The organism is Mycobacterium lehmannii, assembly GCF_002245535.1.
GTDB classification, from domain to species: domain Bacteria; phylum Actinomycetota; class Actinomycetes; order Mycobacteriales; family Mycobacteriaceae; genus Mycobacterium; species Mycobacterium lehmannii.
The window spans coordinates 37,682-55,533 of record NZ_NKCN01000024.1; the positions used below are offsets into that span (position 1 = coordinate 37,682).

Consider the following 17,852-nt stretch of genomic DNA (forward strand, 5'->3'; position numbering starts at 1 on the left):
ACGAACTACCGGTGACTGTGCGGACGGTGGCGGGGTTTGCGCACATTCGTCGGCCCGCGACGGTGCGCAAAAGGCTGATTTTCCGCGGCGTGTCGTGTGCAGGCACGCACGGTCGCGGGAATGGGCTCAGGCGACGTATCGGGTGAACCAGTCCTGCACACGGTGCCACGCGTCGGCCGCGGCGGTCGCGTTGTAACGCTCGCCGGTGTCGTTGAAGAATGCGTGGTTGGAGTCGGGTTCGGTGACCAACTCGAAAACCAGACCGGCTTTTTCGAGCGCCGCCCGCGCGACGGGTTCGGTGGCGTTCACCCGCTGATCCTGGGCCGCATAAATCCCCAGCACGGCAACGTCTTTCGATCCGGAGAAGTCGGGGTTGTCGGGTGTGGGCCCGTAGAACGGGACCGCCGCCGACAGCCGAGGCTCACCGGAGTCCAACAACCGCCACACATAACCACCGCCCATGCAGAAGCCGACCGCCGCGACCTTCTTGCCGGGAACGCGTCGTTGCAGTTCGTCGATGCCCGATTTCAGATCCGCGACCCCTTCCTCTGGCGGGATCTTGCCCAGCGCCGCGGTCGCCTCCGCGGGATCGGCGAACGTCGATGTCCCGCCCTTCGCCGAGAGCAGGTCGATCGCCAGCGCTGAGTAGCCGATTCCGGCGAAGCGACCCGCCACCGAACGGATGTAGTCGTTGAGCCCCTTGTTCTCGTGGATGACGAGCACGCCGCCGCGGACGTCCGGCGCCTGGGCCCAAGCGGCCTGCAATTCGCCGCGAGGCCCAGCCCAGCTGACCGGTGTGGTCGCCACCTCTGTCTCGCTGCCGGGCGGCGGGGCGCTGGCCATGACGGCGCCGCTCGACGTGGCCGGGGCGTCGGCCGTCGGCTCCCGGTTCTGGCCGCATGCGGCGAACAACGCGGTGGCGCCCGCGGTGCCGACACCGAGCAGCGCCAACCGGCGCAGCGCCTCCCGCCGCGACAGCAGACCGTCGACGTGGTCGGTGGCGATCTCTTCGGCGATGTACCGCTGGAGGGGGGTCATCCCAGCGAGTATGCCCCGATACGGACACCGCCGGAACCCTCGCACGAGGCAGCGACATCGTCGGATACATGCACGTCAGCGAGCACAGTAGACAAATCCACGAATCTGTTCACAGATTTCGTTGACATGGCAATCGCCGGGCTGTTCTATGGCGGGGTGAGCTACGACACGATCATCCGCAACGGCCTCTGGTTCGACGGCACCGGCGCTCCGTCGGCGATCCGCAACCTCGGTATCCGCGCGGGGCGTGTGGTGGCGGTCAGCGAAGACGATCTCGACGCGACCGGTTGCCCGCAAGTCATCGACGCGACCGGTAAGTGGGTCATGCCCGGCATGCTCGACATCCACACCCACTACGACGTCGAAGTGCTCAACGGTCCCGCCCTCGCCGAGTCGCTGCGCCACGGCGTGACCACGGTGATGCTCGGGTCCTGCTCGCTGTCGACCGTGCACGTCGACGCCAGCGACGCCGGTGACATCTTCGGTCGGGTCGAGGCGATCCCCCGTGACCACGTGATCGCCGCGGTCGAAGAGCACAAGACCTGGTCGAACTGCGAGCAATACATCCAAGCTCTGGAATCCCGGCCGCTCGGCCCCAACATCGCGGCATTCATCGGTCACTCCGACATGCGCGCCGCGACCATGGGACTCGACCGCGCCACGCGTAAGGACCAGCGCCCCACCGAGGCCGAGCAAGCTCAGATGGAGTGCTGGCTGTCGGAGGCGCTGGAGGCCGGATTCGTCGGAATGTCGTCGCAACAGCTGCTTTTCGACAAGCTCGATGGTGACGTGTGCCGGTCGAGGACCCTCCCGTCGACCTACGCCAAACCGCGCGAGCTGCGTCGGTTGAAGGCGTTGCTGCGACGCGCAGGCCGGGTTCTGCAGTCCGGCCCCGACATCGAGAACCCGCTCAACCTCGGCTCACAGCTGGCGCAGTCGCTGGGCCTCATCCGCAATCCGCTCAAGACCAGCTTGTTGTCGGCCGCGGACGTGAAATCGAACCCGTACAGCATCCACGCGCTCGGTCCGGCCGCGCGGCTGGTCAACAGGCTCGGCGGCAACTTCCGTTGGCAGCATCTGCCGGTCCCTTTCGAGGTTTACGCCGACGGCATCGATCTGGTGGTCTTCGAGGAATTCGGCGCGGGCGCGGCGGCGCTGCATCTGCGCGACGAGGTCGAGCGCAACGAGCTCATGCGCGATGCGGCCTACCGGCGCCGATTCCGCAAGGAGTACGAGAGCAAGCTCGGCATCCGGGTGTGGCAGCGCGACTTCTTCGACGCCGAGATCGTCGCGTGCCCGGACACATCGATCGTCGGCAAGTCGTTCGGTCTGGTCGGTCAGGAGCGCGGCGGTGTGCATCCCGTCGACGCCTTCCTCGACCTGGTGCTCGAACACGGCACGGCACTGCGATGGCGCACCACGATTTCCAACCATCGCCCCGAGGTGCTCAAGAAGCTCGCCGCCGATTCCGGCATCCAGATGGGCTTCTCGGATGCCGGTGCGCACCTGCGCAACATGGCGTTCTACAACATGGGTCTGCGGTTGCTGCGCCACGTGTACAGCGCCGAACGCGCCGGGAAGCCGTTCATGACGGTCGAACACGCGGTGCACCGGCTCACCGGTGAGCTGGCCGACTGGTATCGCCTGGACGCCGGGCACCTGCGTATCGGCGACCGCGCCGACATCGTGATCGTCGACCCCGCACACCTCGACGATTCGCTGGACCGCTACGCAGAAGAGCGCGTCGACCATTACGGCGGGCTGTCGCGCATGGTCAACCGCAACGACGACACTGTCTCGGGTGTGTTCGTCGGCGGCCGCGCGGTCTTCCTCGACGGCAAGCCGACGCATCTCGTCGGCAAACGGCGGACCGGACGGTTCCTGCGCGCAGCGCACAAGGCGCCCGCGCTCGTCGAGCAGGAAGGGGAATTGGCCAGTGTCGGTTGAGGATACGGTTCTGGGCATGTGGAAGGCGCTGTCGGCGCGCGACTGGGAGGCGGTCAAGACCTTTCTGTCCGACGACTGCATCTACCTCGACGTGCCCGTAGGTCCGGCGGCCGCTGCGCGTGGGCCGGAGGACATCGTCAAGCGGCTCAAGATCGGCTTGGAGCCGTTGGCCTCCTACGAGAACTTCACGGGGTTGCTGGTCGACAACGGTGCGGACGTGATGTACGAGCATTCCGAGGAATGGCACTGGGCCACAGGTGAATCGGCCGTACTGAAATTCGTCAGCGTGCATCGCGTCGAGGACGGCAAGATCACGCTGTGGAAGGACTACTGGGACATGGGCGCGCTGGCCAACAACGCGCCGGCCACGTGGATGGACGACTTCGCCAACGCCGACATGTCATGGGTGTTCGACGCGACCGGACTGATCTGACGCAGCCCTGAGGGCGCGTGGCAATGCGCGGAAACCTAGACGCTCCAGGCTAATCGGAACTTCTCGGCGGCCTGCTCGGCGCTGAGGTCGCCGAAGTTATCGTGCTCGTAGCGGCGCACCGCGACCACGGCATCCACGACCGCATCGCCGAGGATGGACCGCATCAGAGAGGAGTGCTCGAGTGCGTCGATCGCCTCGGCCTGGTTCTGGGCCATCATCACGATGCCGGCGCACTGTCGTTGCTCATCGGTCAGCATTGCGGGATCGACCGTCGTCTCCGGCGGTAGTGCCAGCTGGCGTTCGATCCCGTGGAGGGCGAGCCCGAGGATCGCCGCCGTCGCCAGATACGGATTGGCCGACGGGTCGACGACCTTGACCTCGACGTTGGCCCCCGACGGGTTGCTGACGCCGCCGATCAGGAAACGCACTGCCGCCTCGCGGTTCTCGGTGCCCCAGCAGACCGAAGCCCCCGACCAGAGGCCCGGTTGCATGCGCTGGCTGGACAACAGCGAACCGGCGAGCACGCCCTGAGCCTCGGGAAGGCCGGCGAGCAACCCTGCCACCGCCGACTCCCCCTCGGGTGTCAAACCGTTGACACCGTCTCCGTCGGAGAACACGGGGGCGTCATCACGCGTCATCGAGAAGTGCTGATGCGAACCCGATCCGACCTCTCCGGCGAACGGGACCGGGGACAGGCTTATCCGCATCCCGTACCGCCGCGCGACCCGTCCGATGATGATCCGCATCAGCACCAGGGCGTCGGCCGCCGCAACGGGCGGCAGGGGGGCCAGCGAGATCTCGAACTGGTTGACGCCGTACTCGGGGTGGAACTGTTCGATCGCGACGCCCGATGCGGTTGCCGCGTTGGTGACGTCGCGGACGAACCCCTCGAACTCCAAGACCCCGGCCAGGCCGTATTGGGCCCACAGGTGCGACGGCAACCGGTTGCCGTCGGGTCCGACGAGCATGAACTCCATCTCGTGGCCCACGACCGTGCTGATTCCCGCCTCGGACAACCGATCCGCGACCCGGCCGAGGGCGCCACGGGTGCAGTAGGCGTCCGGGGTGCCGTCCTGATTGAAGAAATTGCTTGGCGCCCAGGCCAATCCGTCACCGAGGATCCGCAATGCGCCGAGGTCGATCCGGATCCGCTGGTCCCCCACCACGCCGATCTTGTCACCAAAGACGATGCCGCTCTGGTCGATGGCGAAGACGTGCCACACGGGGCTGGCCCCGAGCCCTGGGTCGGCGAAGGTGCCCATCCGGCGCAGTGGCACGGTTTTGGCGAGCGTGAGTCCGGCGGCGTTGATGATCGTCCCGATGAGGGTGGCAACCCCGTCGGCCTCGAGCTGGGCGATCGCCGCCGCCGCGAGTGGTTTGGCTGTCGTCGAGCTCACCGCAGCCATTGTGCGCGCCTTGTCGCGAGTTACAGCGTGATCTTGCAGCTTTGGCCGATGTCGAGTGTGCGCAGCATGCGGCCCATGCCCAGCCACATCGCACACGACAGCGCCAGATCGGTGAGCAACTCGTCAGAGAATTGCTCGCGGCAGCGCTGCCAGAAGTCCTCGTCGTCGCGCAGGCCGGTGTGGTCGCTGGCGAACCGTTCGGCGAACTCTGCGGCGATCCGCTCCTGCGCGGTGTAGCCCGGCCAGGTTCGCCATTCGGCGGCGTGGTCGTAGAGGTCCTCGTCGACGCCTGCCGCCAGACCTTCGGAGTCGCGGGTGTTCTGGCACACCACGCATTCGTTGTCCAGAGCGATGACCATGCGCGCCAGTTCGCGAACCCGCATCGGCAGCCGGTTCTTCGTGTAAACCGCATTGGTGAAGCCGGCCATCGCGATGCCGATATCCGGCGACATCGTCACCCAGGCGGCAGCGTCATCGTCGGCGAAATCCCCAATTCGACTCATGGCCGCATCGTACGCTCGCCGCCGTCGAATTGGAACGCGTTCTAGTTTCGGACCTGCACGATCACCTGGTGGTGACGAGCTGGGCGCGGTCGTCGGTCCAGTCGCGCTGCAGAAGCATTCGGTGCGCAATGCGCTCCAATGCGGCCTCGACCTGGAACCGGTCCGGACGCCCCTCGAAGGACGGCGAGGTGCCCAACTTTTCGACGATGCGGCCCACGATCGCCGTCGAGATGGCGTCGACCTGCCGGATCCCGTTCTGCGTCAGCCAGAGCCGTTCGTCGGTGCGAAGCGCCAGGCCGCGTCGCACCAGATCGTCGAACGTCGGCTCGATGATCTCGTGCGGCACCCGGAGCCGTTCGGCGATGTCGGTCAGCGTCGCCGAGCCGAACACCTGGTTCTGCCGGTAGATCTGAAGCAGCGCCCACATCTGGCTGACGTCGAGGTCGCATCCGGGTTCGCGGGCCAGGCTGCGCAGCCGGATCTCCGGCGAATCCCGGAACAACCGGCCGACGGCCACTTCGAGGATCTTCTCGGGCGATTCGGTGCTCGGCATCCCAAAGCCCTCGCCCAGGTCCGAGGCCGACACCGTCTCCACCTCACGCAGCTGTACCTCCTTGAGGAACAGCGAGACGACGAAGCCGACGATCGCCACGGGTACCGCGAACAGGAACACGCGACCCAGTGAGTCGGCGTAGGCCTCGACGATCGGCGCGGCCATCTGCGGGCTCAGCGTGTGAAGCAGCTGTGGTGACTCCGCTGCGCGCGCCGGCGCACCGCTGGTGGCCAGTGCCGGTCCGATCCGGTCGGCGAGGAAGTTGGCGAACAAACTGCCGAAAATCGCTGCGCCGAACGAACTTCCGATGGTCCGGAAGAAGGTGACCCCGGAGGTGGCCACGCCGAGGTCGCTGAAGCTCGAGGTGTTCTGCACGACGAGGACGAGCACCTGCATGCACAGTCCGATCCCGGTGCCGAGGATGAACAGATACAGCGACTGCTGCCAGGTCGGTGTCGCCGCATCCATACCGGAGAGCAACAGGAACGCCACCGCCATGGTCGCGGTGCCAGCGATCGGGAAGATCCGGTATCTGCCGGTGCGCCCGACGATCTGGCCGCTTCCGATGGAGGTGATCAGCATGCCGGCGACCATCGGCAGCGTGCGCAGACCCGACGTCGTCGCCGAGACGCCGTTGACGAACTGCATGAAGGTGGGCAGGAACGTCAACGCGCCCAGCATGGCGAATCCGACGATGAACCCGAGGATGCAGCACACGGTGAAGACCGGGCTGGCGAACAACCGGATCGGCAGGATCGGTTCGGCGGTGTGAAGTTCGACCCACACAAAGACGGCCAGGGCCGCGAACGAGCCCACGAACAACGCGATGATGGGCGTCGAGGACCACGGATACGTGCTGCCGCCCCAACTCGTGGCCAACGTCAACCCGGAGGCGCCCAGTCCGACGAACACGATGCCCGCATAGTCGATGACGGCCTTCCCGGATTTGGCCAGCGGCGGGATGGCCACCGCCGCGACAGCGAGCACCACGAGCGCGACCGGCACGTTGATCCAGAACGCCCACCGCCAGGTGAGGTGGTCGGTGAAGAATCCGCCGAGCAGCGGCCCGATCACGGTGGTGACACCGAACACCGCGCCGAGGGCGCCCTGGTAGCGACCGCGATCGCGCAGCGGGATGACCTCGCCGATCAACGCCATCGCGGTGACCATGATGGCGCCACCGCCGACGCCCTGCAGCGCCCGGGAGGCGACGAGCATGGTCATCGAACCGGCCATCCCGCACAGCACCGAACCAGCCAAGAAGAACAGCACGGCGACGCCGAAGACGTTCTTGCGGCCGAACAGGTCGCCGAGCTTGCCGACGACGGCCGTGACGATGGTGGACGCCAGCAGGTAGCTCGTCACCACCCACGACTGGTGGCCCGCACCGCCGAGGTCGGCGACCACGGTCGGCAGTGCGGTCGCCACGATCGTCTGGTCCAGAGCGGCCAGCAGCATCCCGAGCAGCACCGCGACGAAGATGGCGTTGCGGCGCCGCGGGCCGATCTCACTGCCGCCGGCGGCGGGATCGGCGGCCGTTGTCGTGGCGTGGCTCGTCACTGCTTCCCTTCCGATGCGAATCCTTCAGCCATATCGTTAGGAAAGCTATGAAAGTTACGCACCGGGTGAGGGTTGCCGCCGCGAGAGTGCACAAAACGCTGTAAAAGCGCGGTGTGTCCTGTGCAGACGCGCACGTTCGCGCCACCTGTAAGGCCCACGTGGAGGCAGTGCGCGGGAGTGGGCGGGTGTGCGCTACAACGCGGTCGGCGGGCGCGACACACACTGGGCCGCGTAGAGCTCGTCGCCCAGCTTGTCCATCAGTTGTAGCTGGGTCTCGAGGTAGTCGATGTGCTCCTCCTCGTTGGAGAGGATCTTCTCGAGCAGAGTCGCCGAGATCGCGTCGCCCTTTTCGCGGCACATGATGATGCCCGGGCGGAGACGCTCGAGCACCTCGTACTCGATCGCGAGATCGGCCTCGAACTGCTCACGCAGGGTCTGGCCGATCCGCAGCGAGAACAGTCGCTGATAGTTGGGCAGCCCGTCGAGGAGGAGAATTCGATTGGTTATGTCCTCCGCGTGATTCATTTCTTCGAAGGACTCTTTGCGCGTGTATTCGGCGAGTTCGGTGAAGCCCCAATTCGCCTGCATCTTGGAATGCAGGAAATACTGGTTAATGGCCGTCAGTTCGCTCGTCAATTGCTCATTGAGCAGTTTGAGGACGTCCGGATCGCCTTGCATGATCGCTCCTAGGCACTTGAGGGCTGGTCAAGACTCGCTGTCGGTCGTGCACCTTCAACGCTAGTGCAGTTACGCCGCGCAAGCGCGCTTTAAAACCTGCGCAACGCGTGTTTTTGTGTGGATTCTCAACCGCTCCGGCGACTCGAGGCGCAGATCCGGGGCCTAGTCTGGACTGCCTAGGCTAAGTAAGGTTAGACTGCGCTAACCATTGGCGAGGGCACGAGCGAGACGGGAAGAATCGATGGGTCAGTTCGATCTGCACTCATTGATTTTGGCGTGTGATTTTCGCGTCGCCGATGTCGAGCGAATGTGGAAATGGCTCAAGAAGCGTCGCGATAATCTGCAATCAATCGGCGCCCATCATGTCGTCGTATACGAGTCGATCTGGGAGCCCAGCCGCGTCCTGGTGACAATTGGAATCCGAAATGCGCGATCAATTCGTGACGTCCTTCGGTCATCGGCGGTTTTCGAGTGGTTCGACATCGCCGGCGTCGATGACATCCCGCCGATCTTCGGTGGCGAAGTGGTCGAGAAGATCGACCTCTACCCGCCCTCGCCCGCCGATCACGTCGGCCGGGTGGTCGTGGGCGTCATGTCGTCGGTCGAGGACGTGTCGGCCCTGATGGTCAAGATTCACGACGGCGTCGAACGCTTCAAGCGCGGCGGGGTGCGCAAGATCTGGGTCTACCGTGCCCTCGACGACGGGCAGGAAGTCATGATCCTGCAGGAGATCGAGGATGAAGCCGCCGCACGGCAGTGGATCGATCACCCGGACGCGGCCGCGGAGTGGATGACGAACTCGGGACTGGGTCCGTATCCGAGCCACTTCATCGGTCGGTTCGCCCACCTGATGAGCATCGACGGGCAGGGGTGACGGGGGCGCGATGTTTGTCTGCCTGTGTATGGGAATCACCAGCCACGACGTAACCGAATGCGTGGCCAACGGCGCCCGGACGTCGAAGCAGGTCGCCGAGGCCTGCGGCGCCGGCGGCGACTGCGGGAGGTGCCGGCGCACCCTGCGGGCGATCATCGCGGCGCACTGCGAAGCCGACGACGCGGCGCCCAGAGCGGTGAATCACTAGCCTCGCGTCACTGGTCGCGTTTGCCGGTGAAGTCGGCCAGCGCACTCGCGTTCGCCGCCGCGCCCATCAACACCGCGAAATGTTCGTTCTCCCTTGCCGTCGCGGCGTCGATTCCCTCGCGGGTCGGCGCCGTCATCGTCTGCTTGACCGCCATGAGGCTGGCGATGGGCCGCGAAGCGAGGACTTCAGCGTGCCTGCGCGCCTCGGCCAACAACTCCTCGGGTGGACACACCTTCCAGGCCAGGCCCATCCGGTGCGCCTCGGCCGCGTCCACCCATTCCGATGACATCAACAGCCATGCGGCGTTCTGCCGACCGATCAGCCGCGGCAACAGATACGACGACGCCGCCTCGGGCGCCACACCCAGGCTCGTGAACGGCGTCTTGAGTCGCGCGTCGGCCGACATGAAGACCAAGTCGGCGTAGCCGAGGATCGTCGCCCCGATGCCGACGCCGACGCCGTTGACGGCACAGATCAGCGGTTTGGGGAAATCGGCGAGCGCGTCGATCATCGTGGTGAAGTGGCTGCCCTGTTCGTTGAACGCGGGATCGGTGATGCGCCTTTGCATCTCGTTGAGGTCGTTGCCCGCGCTGAACGCGCGCCCCTCCCCGGTCAGCAGGACGACCGCGACCTCGTCGTCGGCGGCCGCGTCCCTCAGCGCGGTCGCGGTCGCGAGGTACAACTCCTCGTTGAACGCGTTGAGCACGTCCGGCCGGTTCAGGGTAAGCGTGCGAATCCGGTTGTCGTCGGCGATCCGCAGGGTCGTTTCAGCCACCGCAGCAGATTAAGCGTTAGCCGTTGCTGTAGACCCGAGTGGGTGCGACGAGTACCACGGTGCGGCGCTGCTCTGCCATCACGCGGTCGTATTCCGCCCAGTCGTCGTGGGTTCCGCCCGCGGCTTGGAACACCTCCCGCAGTAGCAGCCGCAATCTGTCGGGTTCGGTGAGCCACGGTCGAGGATCGTCCGGCCCGGCGAGCTCGGCGTTGCCCTCGACGGTCGCCCACTGCCACCCGCGGCGGAAGGTCACCGCCAGCTGCGGGCGCGCGCGAAGGTTGGCCAGCTTGACCTTGCCGTAGGTGACGAAGCCGAGCACCGGTGCCCCGGTGTCCGGATGTGTCAGCTTGCCGACGTTGACCAGTGAGGCCTGAATGGTGCCGTCGGCGCGCAATGTCGACACCACGGCCAGCCCGCTCTCGCCCGCGGCCAGCGCAACGGCATCGTCGAGTGTGGTCATGACTCTCCTTGCGCCGCAGAGGGCTTGGCGAATGGCGTCCGGTACACGTAGCGGCTGGTCGGGACCGTGTCGACGTCGCGGTTCGCGCCGAATGCCGACGTGCTGGCCACCATGCGCTCCATGCGCCTGCGCAACTCGTCGTCGTCGTCCGCGCCGAAGAACGCGTGCAGATCGGACAGCGCGGCGGAGGGGAACAGCTCCTCGACGATCGCCGAGACCGGCGGTGCGCCCGGCGTGAGGGCCCGCACCACGGCGTTCTGCGTATAGCCGAACGTGGACTGGGTTTCGATGGCCACGGGTGTGTGGTCGATGTGCCAGCGGGTCAGCCAGGTCGCCTCGTCCAGGTCGGCGGGCCTGCGGAGCAGGGCGACGTTGGCGAATCCCTCCGTCCGCTCCCCCGGCGCGCTGTCCGGCGGGGTTATCGGGACCGATTCGGTGACCAGATAAGCCGCCGCGTCGTCGGCCTCCTGCCGGAGTCTGGCCAGGGCGGCGGTGACCTGATCGCCGTACGACTGCTGGGTCCAGAGGCTGACGAAGCCGACGACCGGTGGATCCAGCGTGGTCAGGGTCATCAGCGAGTCGCGGACCGCCCCGTCGCGCACGTTCACCGTCAGACCCGGAATGCCAAGGCTCAGCAGATCCGGGACGACCTGGTCGTGCAGACGCGCACACCAGGCGTCGTCGGCGTTGGCCCGGCGCAGCGTGATGACGACTTTCTCCACGACGGGAACCTACCGCGTCTCAGCCGTCAGGCTTCCAACCGCTCGCGGATGCGGGTCAGTCGCTGCCTCAGCTCGTTCTCGTCGATAACACCTCGGGCGACCAGCGAGTGCGCCAGCGCCACCAGTTGGCTCTCGGGATAGGGCAACTGGGCGTACCGCGTCGCCGTCAACACGTCCTCTTCGTCGCGGCGCGCCTTGAAGTCGGGGATGTCGGCATCGCACGCGGCCCGGTCGAGCGCGTCGCACAGCCCGTCCAGGCTCGTCTTCCACGGCGGCACAGGGTTTTCCACCCCGTACTTCGCCGCCATCCGGGACCAGACCTGATTGCGATCGACGATCTCTTCGAGCGGGGCGACCGTGGTCTGTTCGATACCGGGATCCGGTGCGCCGCTCATGCTTCCGAGGCCGGGTGGATGGCCGGACGGGTGGCGGTGATGACGTTGGTGGTGACGCCCGGCTTGGGCAGGGCGACGCCGATCAGACAGTCACGCGTGACGATTTCGGCGAGTTGCTCCTCGGTCCAATCCTCGGTGCCCTCGGGACGCATGGGCATCACCATGAAGCGGTGCTTCTGATTGGAATCCTGCACGCGAACGGTCACCTCGTCGGGCAGATACAAACCGAACTCCGCCAGCACCTGACGCGGCCAGCGCACCATCCGTCTGCGGTAGTTGGGCGTGCGGTACCACTCCGGTGAGTTGCCCAGGATCGGGCGCGGATAGCAGGAGCACAGCGCGCACACGATCACGTTGTGCACGTCGGGTGTGTCGGCGAGGATCTCGAAAGCCGTGAAGTCACTGGGTGTTCCGAACCCGGTCGGCTCCATCCAGTCGACGCCGACCTCCTTGCTGGCGGTCATGGGTTCGGCCAGCGCGAGCTCCTTGAACTCGGGATCCAGCCATGCCCTGGCGACGAGCGCGGCCGCGGGCGTCGGGCCGATCTGTTCGGCGAACTCGGTGAAGCGGCGATGCTCCTCGGCGGTGAAGATGCCCTTCTCGATGCACAGTTCGCGCAACGCGATCTCGAGGACCTCGAAGTCGGTGATTTCGTCGACCATCGGCGCCACCGTGCGATCGTGATCGTGATCGTGGTGTGTCATGAAGCGGCCTCCAGCCAGTGCTCGGGGATTTCGGTCTGTATGACGTCGTCGCCGGTGCCGGTGTAGCCGTGCCACAACTCCGACATGTTGAACCGCACGACGTAGAACCATTCCGGTTGGGCAGGTCGGTCCCAGGTTTCGTCCTCGGCCGCAGGGCTTTCGTAGGCGACGGTCGCGATCTCGCCGCGTGCGCCGCGCACGTATTCGGGTGTGCGGGTGTAGAAGATCACCGGTAGTTCGCGCACGAGCACCGCATCGCCGACTTTGAACCTGGGTTCGTCGGCCTGCCCGGCATAGACCTGCGGGTCGCCTTTGCCCACCGCGTGTTTGTGGTGGGCATTGCGCTTGACGTCTGCTCCGTCGCCTTCGAACTTCGGCATGGCTTCCAGCTTCTTGCCCGCCAGCCCACCTTCGTAGCGGGCCTTGACCTCTGCCATCCGCTCACTCAACTCGGTCAGGCCGATGTGGTGCTTCTCGACGAGCACGCGGGCGACGGCCAACAGCCAGCGGCCGTAGTACGGCAGCCCCAGATACTCGGCTCGGCCCACATCGACGTTGCCGATGCGGCGGCGCTCCTCGGAAAGCCAGATGCCGCGCCAGGCCAGCACTTCGCAGATGACATAGGTCATGTGCTCCCAGAGTTCGTACTGTTTGTTCTCGTACTTCATCGGCGCATCCGGTTCCCCGCCGACATCGTGGACGGGTTTCAGATATGCGGTGATCCGGTTGTGATCGAGCAGATCCGGCGTCGGCGCATCCGGTAGTTCGGGATAGGCCGATTTCAACCGGGCCACCAGATCGAGTTGAGCTGCTCGCTCGGCCGCGGTGCTCATGACGATTCCCTTCGTTGCCCTGGCCGAGCCACCGTCGACGTGCACGGATCAACTCGGTGGTTCCCATGAGACGGGGTGCTCGTGATGCGGAACGGCGGGCCGGCATCGGTCGTCGATTCGCGCGCGACAGCGGTATGCGCCACCGGCACCTCCGATGCTGTCGCCCCACCCCGTCGGCTGACTCTAACGCCCAACCCGCGTCGTCGCAGGCGAATCGACGACACCGACCAGGTCTCGCCGGGAACGGGGTTGTGCTGGGGCACATGAGGTTTGAGCTCGCGGTGCCGGGCTGTCCGGCGGTGGCCGGTTACTTCCCCGCAACATCGATAAATTGACGCGTGTGATGTCCCTGCGATGCCGCGCGCAAGCGTCAGAATGAGTACGTGAGCACCCGCAGCAGGGTCATCGATGCCCTCCGTCCGACCATGTCCGAACCATGGGCGGTGGTCAGGAGCCTGCTCGGGGTGTTGGCGATGGCCTCGATCGCGCTGCTGTGGGACTCCGGGGCCACCGCGGTCTGGGCCGCCGGCGCGGGTGCGGTCGCCGGCGCCGTAGCCCTGCAGGACAGTCCCGGCGGGCGGATCGCCCGAGTGCTCATCGTCGCCGTGCAAATGGGCGCGGCCGTTTTCTTCGGGTCGTTACTTTCCTCGTTCGACGTCGTGTTCATCGTCGTGCTGGCGCTTTGGTGCTTCGGGGCCGGTCTGCAGTGGGCCGTCGGGAACAACGCGGGCATGGTGGCGGCCGCGGGCGGAGCGCTGTTCGTGATCGCGCCGCCGCTGTCGCCGTCGGTGTCGTCGGTCCTCGTCCCGACCGTCCTGACGATCGTCGCCGGTGCCCTGCAGGCGGGGTTGATTGCGCTCTGGCCGCCGCAGCGATGGCGCACTCAACGCGAGGCGCTCGCCGACGCATACGGCGCGTTGGCCACGGATGCGCGTCAGCTCGCCCACGATGCGGAGACGCCCGCCGGTGCGACGCTGAAGCCGTCGTTGCGCGATGCGTTCATCGACACCCAGGCGGGCCGACGACCCGAGGCGTACCGAGGTGGGCACCGGTTGCCCGAACGGATCATGGCGACGCTGCGCATGCTGCGCGGCACCCCGGTCGGCGTCCGCGACGACGTCTCCCGGGTGCTGGCGGCAGCGGCCGAGGTCCTCGACGCGATCGCCGACCACACCCACGTCGCGCGGCGTAACGCCGAGCACGGTCTGGTCCGGCTGGACGCCGCGGCGGCCGCACTGGACGAGCCGGAAAGCCCTGAGGTAAAGCGGCTTTCCCAGCAACTGCATGAAGCGGCGGAGTTGCGGTTTCCCGATCTGTATCGGCCCGACCTGATCAGCCCCGCGCGCGGGGCGCTGACCTCCGTCCGTTCCCACATGAGCTTGACGTCACCGCTGTTCCGTCACGCCGTCCGGCTGTCCTCGGCGGTCGCGCTCGCCGCATGCGCGGACCGACTCGCTCCCGTGGCGCACGGCTACTGGATCGCGCTGACCGTGCTCATGGTGCTGCGCCCGGAGACCGCTCACACCTATACGCGCTGCATCGGCCGGCTTGCGGGCATCGCGACGGGAGTCGTCGTCGCGTCGGTGATCGTGATGGTGGCCCATCCCACCGGTCTGGTCGCCGCCGCACTTGCCACGCTGGGCCTCGCCGCGACGTATGCCGCGACCAGGACGGGATACATCGCGACCAGCGCTGCCGTGGCTGCTTCTGTCGTGTTCTTCCTCGAAATCGACGCCATCACCTCTGGTGCGACGCTCGAGGACCGGTTGTTCTCGATCGTCGTCGGCGGCGGGCTCGCGGTCGTGGCGCACGTCGCGTTGCCCGACCACGCGCTGACCCGGCTGCATCACCGCGCCGGGGAGCTTCTCAAAACCGAGATCGATTACGCCGCAACGGTGGTCAGGGCTTATGTCCATCCCCTCGATCGTCCGGCCGACGCGGTGTCATCGGCGTGGCAACACGCGTACCGCGCCCGCGCCGGTTTCGAAGCCGCATCGGGTGCGACCCGGATGGAGTCCCGCGAGCTGCGCCGGTGGCTGCGGTCGTACCGCACGGCGCTGAACGCCGTCACCATTTCGTGCACCGCGCTGGAGGCCAACCTGCCGAACCGGCCACCGCCCACGTTGACTCCTGAGTTCGTCGCCGCTGTCGACGATTTCGTCGATGCGCTGCGAGGGGCCCCGCCGAATCCGGGGACACCGTGGACGGTGGACATCGCGGCCGTGACGGCGGCCCATCAGCAGGTCCGCGAGAAGGCCGAGGGGCTACCCGGTGACAACGGGGCCGCCCGCGTGCTGGTCGCCGAGATCGGCGCGATCACCCGTGCCTTGTCGGGGATCGCCGCTATGCGCGAGCCCACTTCGGCTCGATGAACACACCCTCAGCTTCCACCGTCACACCCTCGTCGTCGGCGAGATAGCCCGTCGCATAGGACTTGATGCCTTCGGACCTCGTGGTCGTCGCCTCGGCGTGCAACCGCCCGAGGCGCGTCGGGCGCAGATACCGCAGCGTGATGGTCCCGGTGAACCGGGGGTTGATCGAATTGGCGGCGACCTCGCCGAGGATGTGGTCGAGGATCAGCGCCGAGATCCCGCCGTGCACATGTCCCGGTGGGCCCTCGTAGGCGGCGCCGAGTTCGAAGTCGGCGTACACGGTTCCGTCCTCAGCGCGCTCGATGGTCAACGGTGGTGCGATCGGGTTGCGCAGTCCGATCACCGGGTTCCCCCACGGCAGCCGGTCGCCGCCGGTGGTGAAGCGCACGCCGAAGGGCCCGTCGATCTGCCGTGATCGCAGAGCAGCTGTCGCGCCGTCGATCTTCTCGCGGACCGCCGCGACCGTGTCGGCGTCCATTTCGGTGCGGATCGTCGCGTCGATCAACTGTCGAACGGATTCGGCGAGCGGGCCGTAGACACCACGCAGCCGGTCGATCTCCGCTGCGGACACGTCGCCGATGTCGGTGAACTCCAGCACCCAAGAACTAGAACACGTTGCAGCGCGGGTTGTCGAATCACGCGTCTCCCTGCGCTGGAGCCGCAGAACATGCTCGGCAGCTGCGCGGGTGAATTATCGTGCCGTTCATGAGCATCTCGCTCGGCGACGAGACCTACTACGACCTCGGGTCGTATCACCGGCCGATTGACACCCCGTCGCCGCAGGCGCAGGTGTGGTTCGACCGCGGAATGGTGTGGAATTACGCGTTCAACCATGAGGAAGCGATCCGCTGCTTCGAGCGGGCACTCGAACTGGACCCGGGGTTGGGGATCGCCCGCTGGGGCATCGCGTACGCGATCGGGCCGAACTACAACAAAGGTTGGGACGCCTTCGATCCCGTCGATGCGGCGGCGTCGCTGGCACGCGCGAGGATGGAGTTGCGACTGGCCGCCGACCATCGCGCAGCACCCGTCGAGCGTGGCCTGATCGCCGCGCTGCAGACCCGCTTCCCCACCGACGACCCCGACGACACCCAGGCGCTCGAAACCGGTGGCGCACAGTATGCCGACACGATGGCGGCGCTGGCGCAGGCCTACCCTGACGACGTCGATGTGCAGGCACTGGCCGCCGACGCACTGGTTAACGTGACGGCATGGGCGTTGTGGGACACCAGAACCGGTGACCCCGCGCCCGGGTCGCGTGTGGTGGCGGCCAAACGGATCCTCGACGACGCGTTGGCCACCGCGACCGGCCGTAAGCACCCCGGCATCCTGCACCTCTACGTGCACACGATGGAGATGTCGGCGGCCCCGCAGGATGCGCTGCCCGCCGCGGACCTGCTGCGCGATCTGGTGCCCGACGCCGGCCACCTGCAGCACATGCCCAGCCACATCGACGTGCTGTGCGGCAATTACCGGGACTCGGTGGTGGCCAATCAGGCGGCCATCCACGTGGACCGAAGGTTCGTCGAACACGAGGGGCCACTGAACTTCTACTCCCTGTACCGGGCGCACAACCTGCACTTCGTGGTGTATTCGGCGATGTTCGAAGGCAATTCACGCGCCGCGTTCGACGCCGCGGATGAGCTGGCCGCCCAGCTCAGCCCCCAGCTGCTGGCGATCGAGTCTCCGCCGATGGCCGACTGGCTCGAAGCGTTCGTGCCGTTGCGCACCCACGTGATGGTGAGGTTCGGCCGCTGGGACGACCTGATAGCCCAACCCCTGCCCGAGGACGCGCAGCTGTACTGCAGCACCGTCGCGACGATCCACTACGGGCGCGGCGTCGCGCATGCCGCCACGGGCAAGTTGGAGCAAGCCCGCGCCGAACGCGAGGCGTTCGCCGAAGCCTACGACCGCATACCCGAGAGCCGATACCTGTTCAACAACACCGTGATCGACATCCTGGCGATCGCCGCCGAGATGCTTGACGGTGAGATCGCCTACCGCGCCGCAGATTACGAAACCGCCTTCGCGCATCTGCGGCGGGCGATCGAACTCGACGACACGCTGCCGTATGACGAACCCTGGGGCTGGATGCAGCCGACCCGTCACGCCTACGGTGCCCTGCTGCTCGAACAGGGTCGCGTCGAGGAGGCCGCCGCGGTCTATGCCGCCGACCTCGGACTCGATCCCACGCTGCCTCGGCCGTGCCAGCATCCGAACAACGTGTGGAGCCTGCACGGCTATCACGAATGCCTGCAGCGGCTGGGCCGAGACGCCGAGGCGGCGATCATCGGTCAACAGCTCACCCTCGCAGCGGCGCGCACCGACGTCGCTGTCCGCGCGTCCTGCGCCTGTCGGCTGGACGTGCCCCCGGACTGCTGCGACTGATCC

General features: G+C 66.7%; 18 protein-coding genes. 6 read left to right on the forward strand and 12 right to left on the reverse strand.

The window, feature by feature from the left end:
• Positions 1-126 precede the first annotated feature (126 nt).
• A complete protein-coding gene (locus CEX87_RS21925) occupies positions 127-1,038 on the reverse strand; it encodes a dienelactone hydrolase family protein (protein ID WP_068201680.1) in 912 nt (303 codons plus the stop codon).
• 126 nt (positions 1,039-1,164) lie between these two features.
• On the opposite strand from CEX87_RS21925, the gene CEX87_RS21930 reads away from it, so the two are divergent.
• Together CEX87_RS21930 and CEX87_RS21935 are read left to right on the forward strand one after the other, a co-directional pair.
• Positions 1,165-2,985 (forward strand): N-acyl-D-amino-acid deacylase family protein, encoded by a 1,821-nt coding sequence (locus tag CEX87_RS21930; protein ID WP_064393759.1) that lies wholly within the window; start codon positions 1,165-1,167, stop codon positions 2,983-2,985.
• A gap of 16 nt (positions 2,986-3,001) precedes the next feature.
• Entirely contained in the window at positions 3,002-3,418 is a 417-nt protein-coding gene (locus CEX87_RS21935; RefSeq protein ID WP_174522744.1) for a nuclear transport factor 2 family protein, read from the forward strand.
• A gap of 35 nt (positions 3,419-3,453) precedes the next feature.
• Here the strand turns inward: CEX87_RS21935 and CEX87_RS21940 are convergent, their stop codons facing one another.
• From CEX87_RS21940 to bfr, 4 genes are all read right to left on the reverse strand, one after another.
• The gene (locus CEX87_RS21940; RefSeq protein ID WP_082693815.1) at positions 3,454-4,824 is read right to left on the reverse strand and encodes a type I glutamate--ammonia ligase; all 1,371 of its coding nucleotides are present in this window, start codon (positions 4,822-4,824) and stop codon (positions 3,454-3,456) included.
• Between the two features lie 20 nt (positions 4,825-4,844).
• Complete coding sequence (locus CEX87_RS21945; protein ID WP_064425493.1) at positions 4,845-5,327, reverse strand: carboxymuconolactone decarboxylase family protein; 483 nt, start codon at positions 5,325-5,327, stop codon at positions 4,845-4,847.
• Between the two features lie 61 nt (positions 5,328-5,388).
• Complete coding sequence (locus tag CEX87_RS21950) at positions 5,389-7,440, reverse strand: MDR family MFS transporter (RefSeq protein ID WP_064418620.1); 2,052 nt, start codon at positions 7,438-7,440, stop codon at positions 5,389-5,391.
• Positions 7,441-7,632: 192 nt separating this feature from the next.
• Positions 7,633-8,118, reverse strand: a complete 486-nt coding sequence (gene bfr, locus CEX87_RS21955) for a bacterioferritin (protein ID WP_064418619.1) — start codon at positions 8,116-8,118, stop codon at positions 7,633-7,635.
• Positions 8,119-8,359: 241 nt separating this feature from the next.
• Here bfr and CEX87_RS21960 point away from each other — a divergent pair, with 241 nt between their 5' ends.
• Together CEX87_RS21960 and CEX87_RS21965 are read left to right on the forward strand one after the other, a co-directional pair.
• Positions 8,360-8,992: a hypothetical protein gene (locus CEX87_RS21960; protein ID WP_064418618.1), complete on the forward strand. Its 633-nt coding sequence runs from the start codon at positions 8,360-8,362 to the stop codon at positions 8,990-8,992.
• A 10-nt stretch (positions 8,993-9,002) separates the two neighbouring features.
• A complete protein-coding gene (locus CEX87_RS21965; RefSeq protein ID WP_064393752.1) occupies positions 9,003-9,200 on the forward strand; it encodes a (2Fe-2S)-binding protein in 198 nt (65 codons plus the stop codon).
• Positions 9,201-9,207: 7 nt separating this feature from the next.
• Here CEX87_RS21965 and CEX87_RS21970 read toward each other — a convergent pair whose 3' ends face one another.
• Genes CEX87_RS21970 through CEX87_RS21995 form a run of 6 tightly spaced genes read right to left on the reverse strand, consistent with a single transcriptional unit; the run spans position 9,208 to position 13,089 of the window.
• On the reverse strand, positions 9,208-9,975 hold the full coding sequence (locus tag CEX87_RS21970) for an enoyl-CoA hydratase/isomerase family protein (RefSeq protein WP_064418617.1): 768 nt from the start codon (positions 9,973-9,975) through the stop codon (positions 9,208-9,210).
• Between the two features lie 16 nt (positions 9,976-9,991).
• The gene (locus tag CEX87_RS21975; protein ID WP_064418616.1) at positions 9,992-10,435 is read right to left on the reverse strand and encodes a TIGR03618 family F420-dependent PPOX class oxidoreductase; all 444 of its coding nucleotides are present in this window, start codon (positions 10,433-10,435) and stop codon (positions 9,992-9,994) included.
• Positions 10,432-11,157, reverse strand: a complete 726-nt coding sequence (locus CEX87_RS21980) for an EthD domain-containing protein (protein WP_064418615.1) — start codon at positions 11,155-11,157, stop codon at positions 10,432-10,434. Before CEX87_RS21980 ends, CEX87_RS21975 begins: the two co-directional genes overlap by 4 nt.
• 26 nt (positions 11,158-11,183) lie before the next feature.
• On the reverse strand, positions 11,184-11,552 hold the full coding sequence (locus CEX87_RS21985; protein ID WP_064418614.1) for a hypothetical protein: 369 nt from the start codon (positions 11,550-11,552) through the stop codon (positions 11,184-11,186).
• Entirely contained in the window at positions 11,549-12,256 is a 708-nt protein-coding gene (gene scnC / locus CEX87_RS21990) for a thiocyanate hydrolase subunit gamma (protein WP_064425486.1), read from the reverse strand. Before scnC ends, CEX87_RS21985 begins: the two co-directional genes overlap by 4 nt.
• Positions 12,253-13,089 carry an SH3-like domain-containing protein gene (locus CEX87_RS21995; RefSeq protein WP_064425485.1) on the reverse strand — a complete coding sequence of 279 codons (837 nt, stop codon included), beginning with the start codon at positions 13,087-13,089 and terminating at the stop codon, positions 12,253-12,255. Before CEX87_RS21995 ends, scnC begins: the two co-directional genes overlap by 4 nt.
• 425 nt (positions 13,090-13,514) lie before the next feature.
• On the opposite strand from CEX87_RS21995, the gene CEX87_RS22000 reads away from it, so the two are divergent.
• Positions 13,515-15,461, forward strand: a complete 1,947-nt coding sequence (locus tag CEX87_RS22000) for an FUSC family protein (RefSeq protein WP_094289092.1) — start codon at positions 13,515-13,517, stop codon at positions 15,459-15,461.
• Here the strand turns inward: CEX87_RS22000 and CEX87_RS22005 are convergent.
• Positions 15,433-16,059, reverse strand: a complete 627-nt coding sequence (locus CEX87_RS22005; RefSeq protein ID WP_068201685.1) for a PaaI family thioesterase — start codon at positions 16,057-16,059, stop codon at positions 15,433-15,435. The genes CEX87_RS22000 and CEX87_RS22005 overlap by 29 nt on opposite strands.
• 107 nt (positions 16,060-16,166) lie before the next feature.
• On the opposite strand from CEX87_RS22005, the gene CEX87_RS22010 reads away from it, so the two are divergent.
• Positions 16,167-17,849 (forward strand): tetratricopeptide repeat protein, encoded by a 1,683-nt coding sequence (locus CEX87_RS22010; RefSeq protein ID WP_068201898.1) that lies wholly within the window; start codon positions 16,167-16,169, stop codon positions 17,847-17,849.
• The last annotated feature ends 3 nt before the right edge of the window (positions 17,850-17,852 follow it).

Bases quoted from the DNA above. Each gene is read 5' to 3' on its own strand.
- CEX87_RS21925 (WP_068201680.1), bottom strand. From the start codon at position 1,038: ATGACCCCCCTCCAGCGGTACATCGCCGAAGAGATCGCCACCGACCAC.
- CEX87_RS21930 (WP_064393759.1), top strand. From the start codon at position 1,165: ATGGCAATCGCCGGGCTGTTCTATGGCGGGGTGAGCTACGACACGATC.
- CEX87_RS21935 (WP_174522744.1), top strand. From the start codon at position 3,002: ATGTGGAAGGCGCTGTCGGCGCGCGACTGGGAGGCGGTCAAGACCTTT.
- CEX87_RS21940 (WP_082693815.1), bottom strand. From the start codon at position 4,824: ATGGCTGCGGTGAGCTCGACGACAGCCAAACCACTCGCGGCGGCGGCG.
- CEX87_RS21945 (WP_064425493.1), bottom strand. From the start codon at position 5,327: ATGAGTCGAATTGGGGATTTCGCCGACGATGACGCTGCCGCCTGGGTG.
- bfr (WP_064418619.1), bottom strand. From the start codon at position 8,118: ATGCAAGGCGATCCGGACGTCCTCAAACTGCTCAATGAGCAATTGACG.
- CEX87_RS21960 (WP_064418618.1), top strand. From the start codon at position 8,360: ATGGGTCAGTTCGATCTGCACTCATTGATTTTGGCGTGTGATTTTCGC.
- CEX87_RS21965 (WP_064393752.1), top strand. From the start codon at position 9,003: ATGTTTGTCTGCCTGTGTATGGGAATCACCAGCCACGACGTAACCGAA.
- CEX87_RS21975 (WP_064418616.1), bottom strand. From the start codon at position 10,435: ATGACCACACTCGACGATGCCGTTGCGCTGGCCGCGGGCGAGAGCGGG.
- CEX87_RS21985 (WP_064418614.1), bottom strand. From the start codon at position 11,552: ATGAGCGGCGCACCGGATCCCGGTATCGAACAGACCACGGTCGCCCCG.
- scnC (WP_064425486.1), bottom strand. From the start codon at position 12,256: ATGACACACCACGATCACGATCACGATCGCACGGTGGCGCCGATGGTC.
- CEX87_RS21995 (WP_064425485.1), bottom strand. From the start codon at position 13,089: ATGAGCACCGCGGCCGAGCGAGCAGCTCAACTCGATCTGGTGGCCCGG.
- CEX87_RS22000 (WP_094289092.1), top strand. From the start codon at position 13,515: ATGTCCGAACCATGGGCGGTGGTCAGGAGCCTGCTCGGGGTGTTGGCG.
- CEX87_RS22010 (WP_068201898.1), top strand. From the start codon at position 16,167: ATGAGCATCTCGCTCGGCGACGAGACCTACTACGACCTCGGGTCGTAT.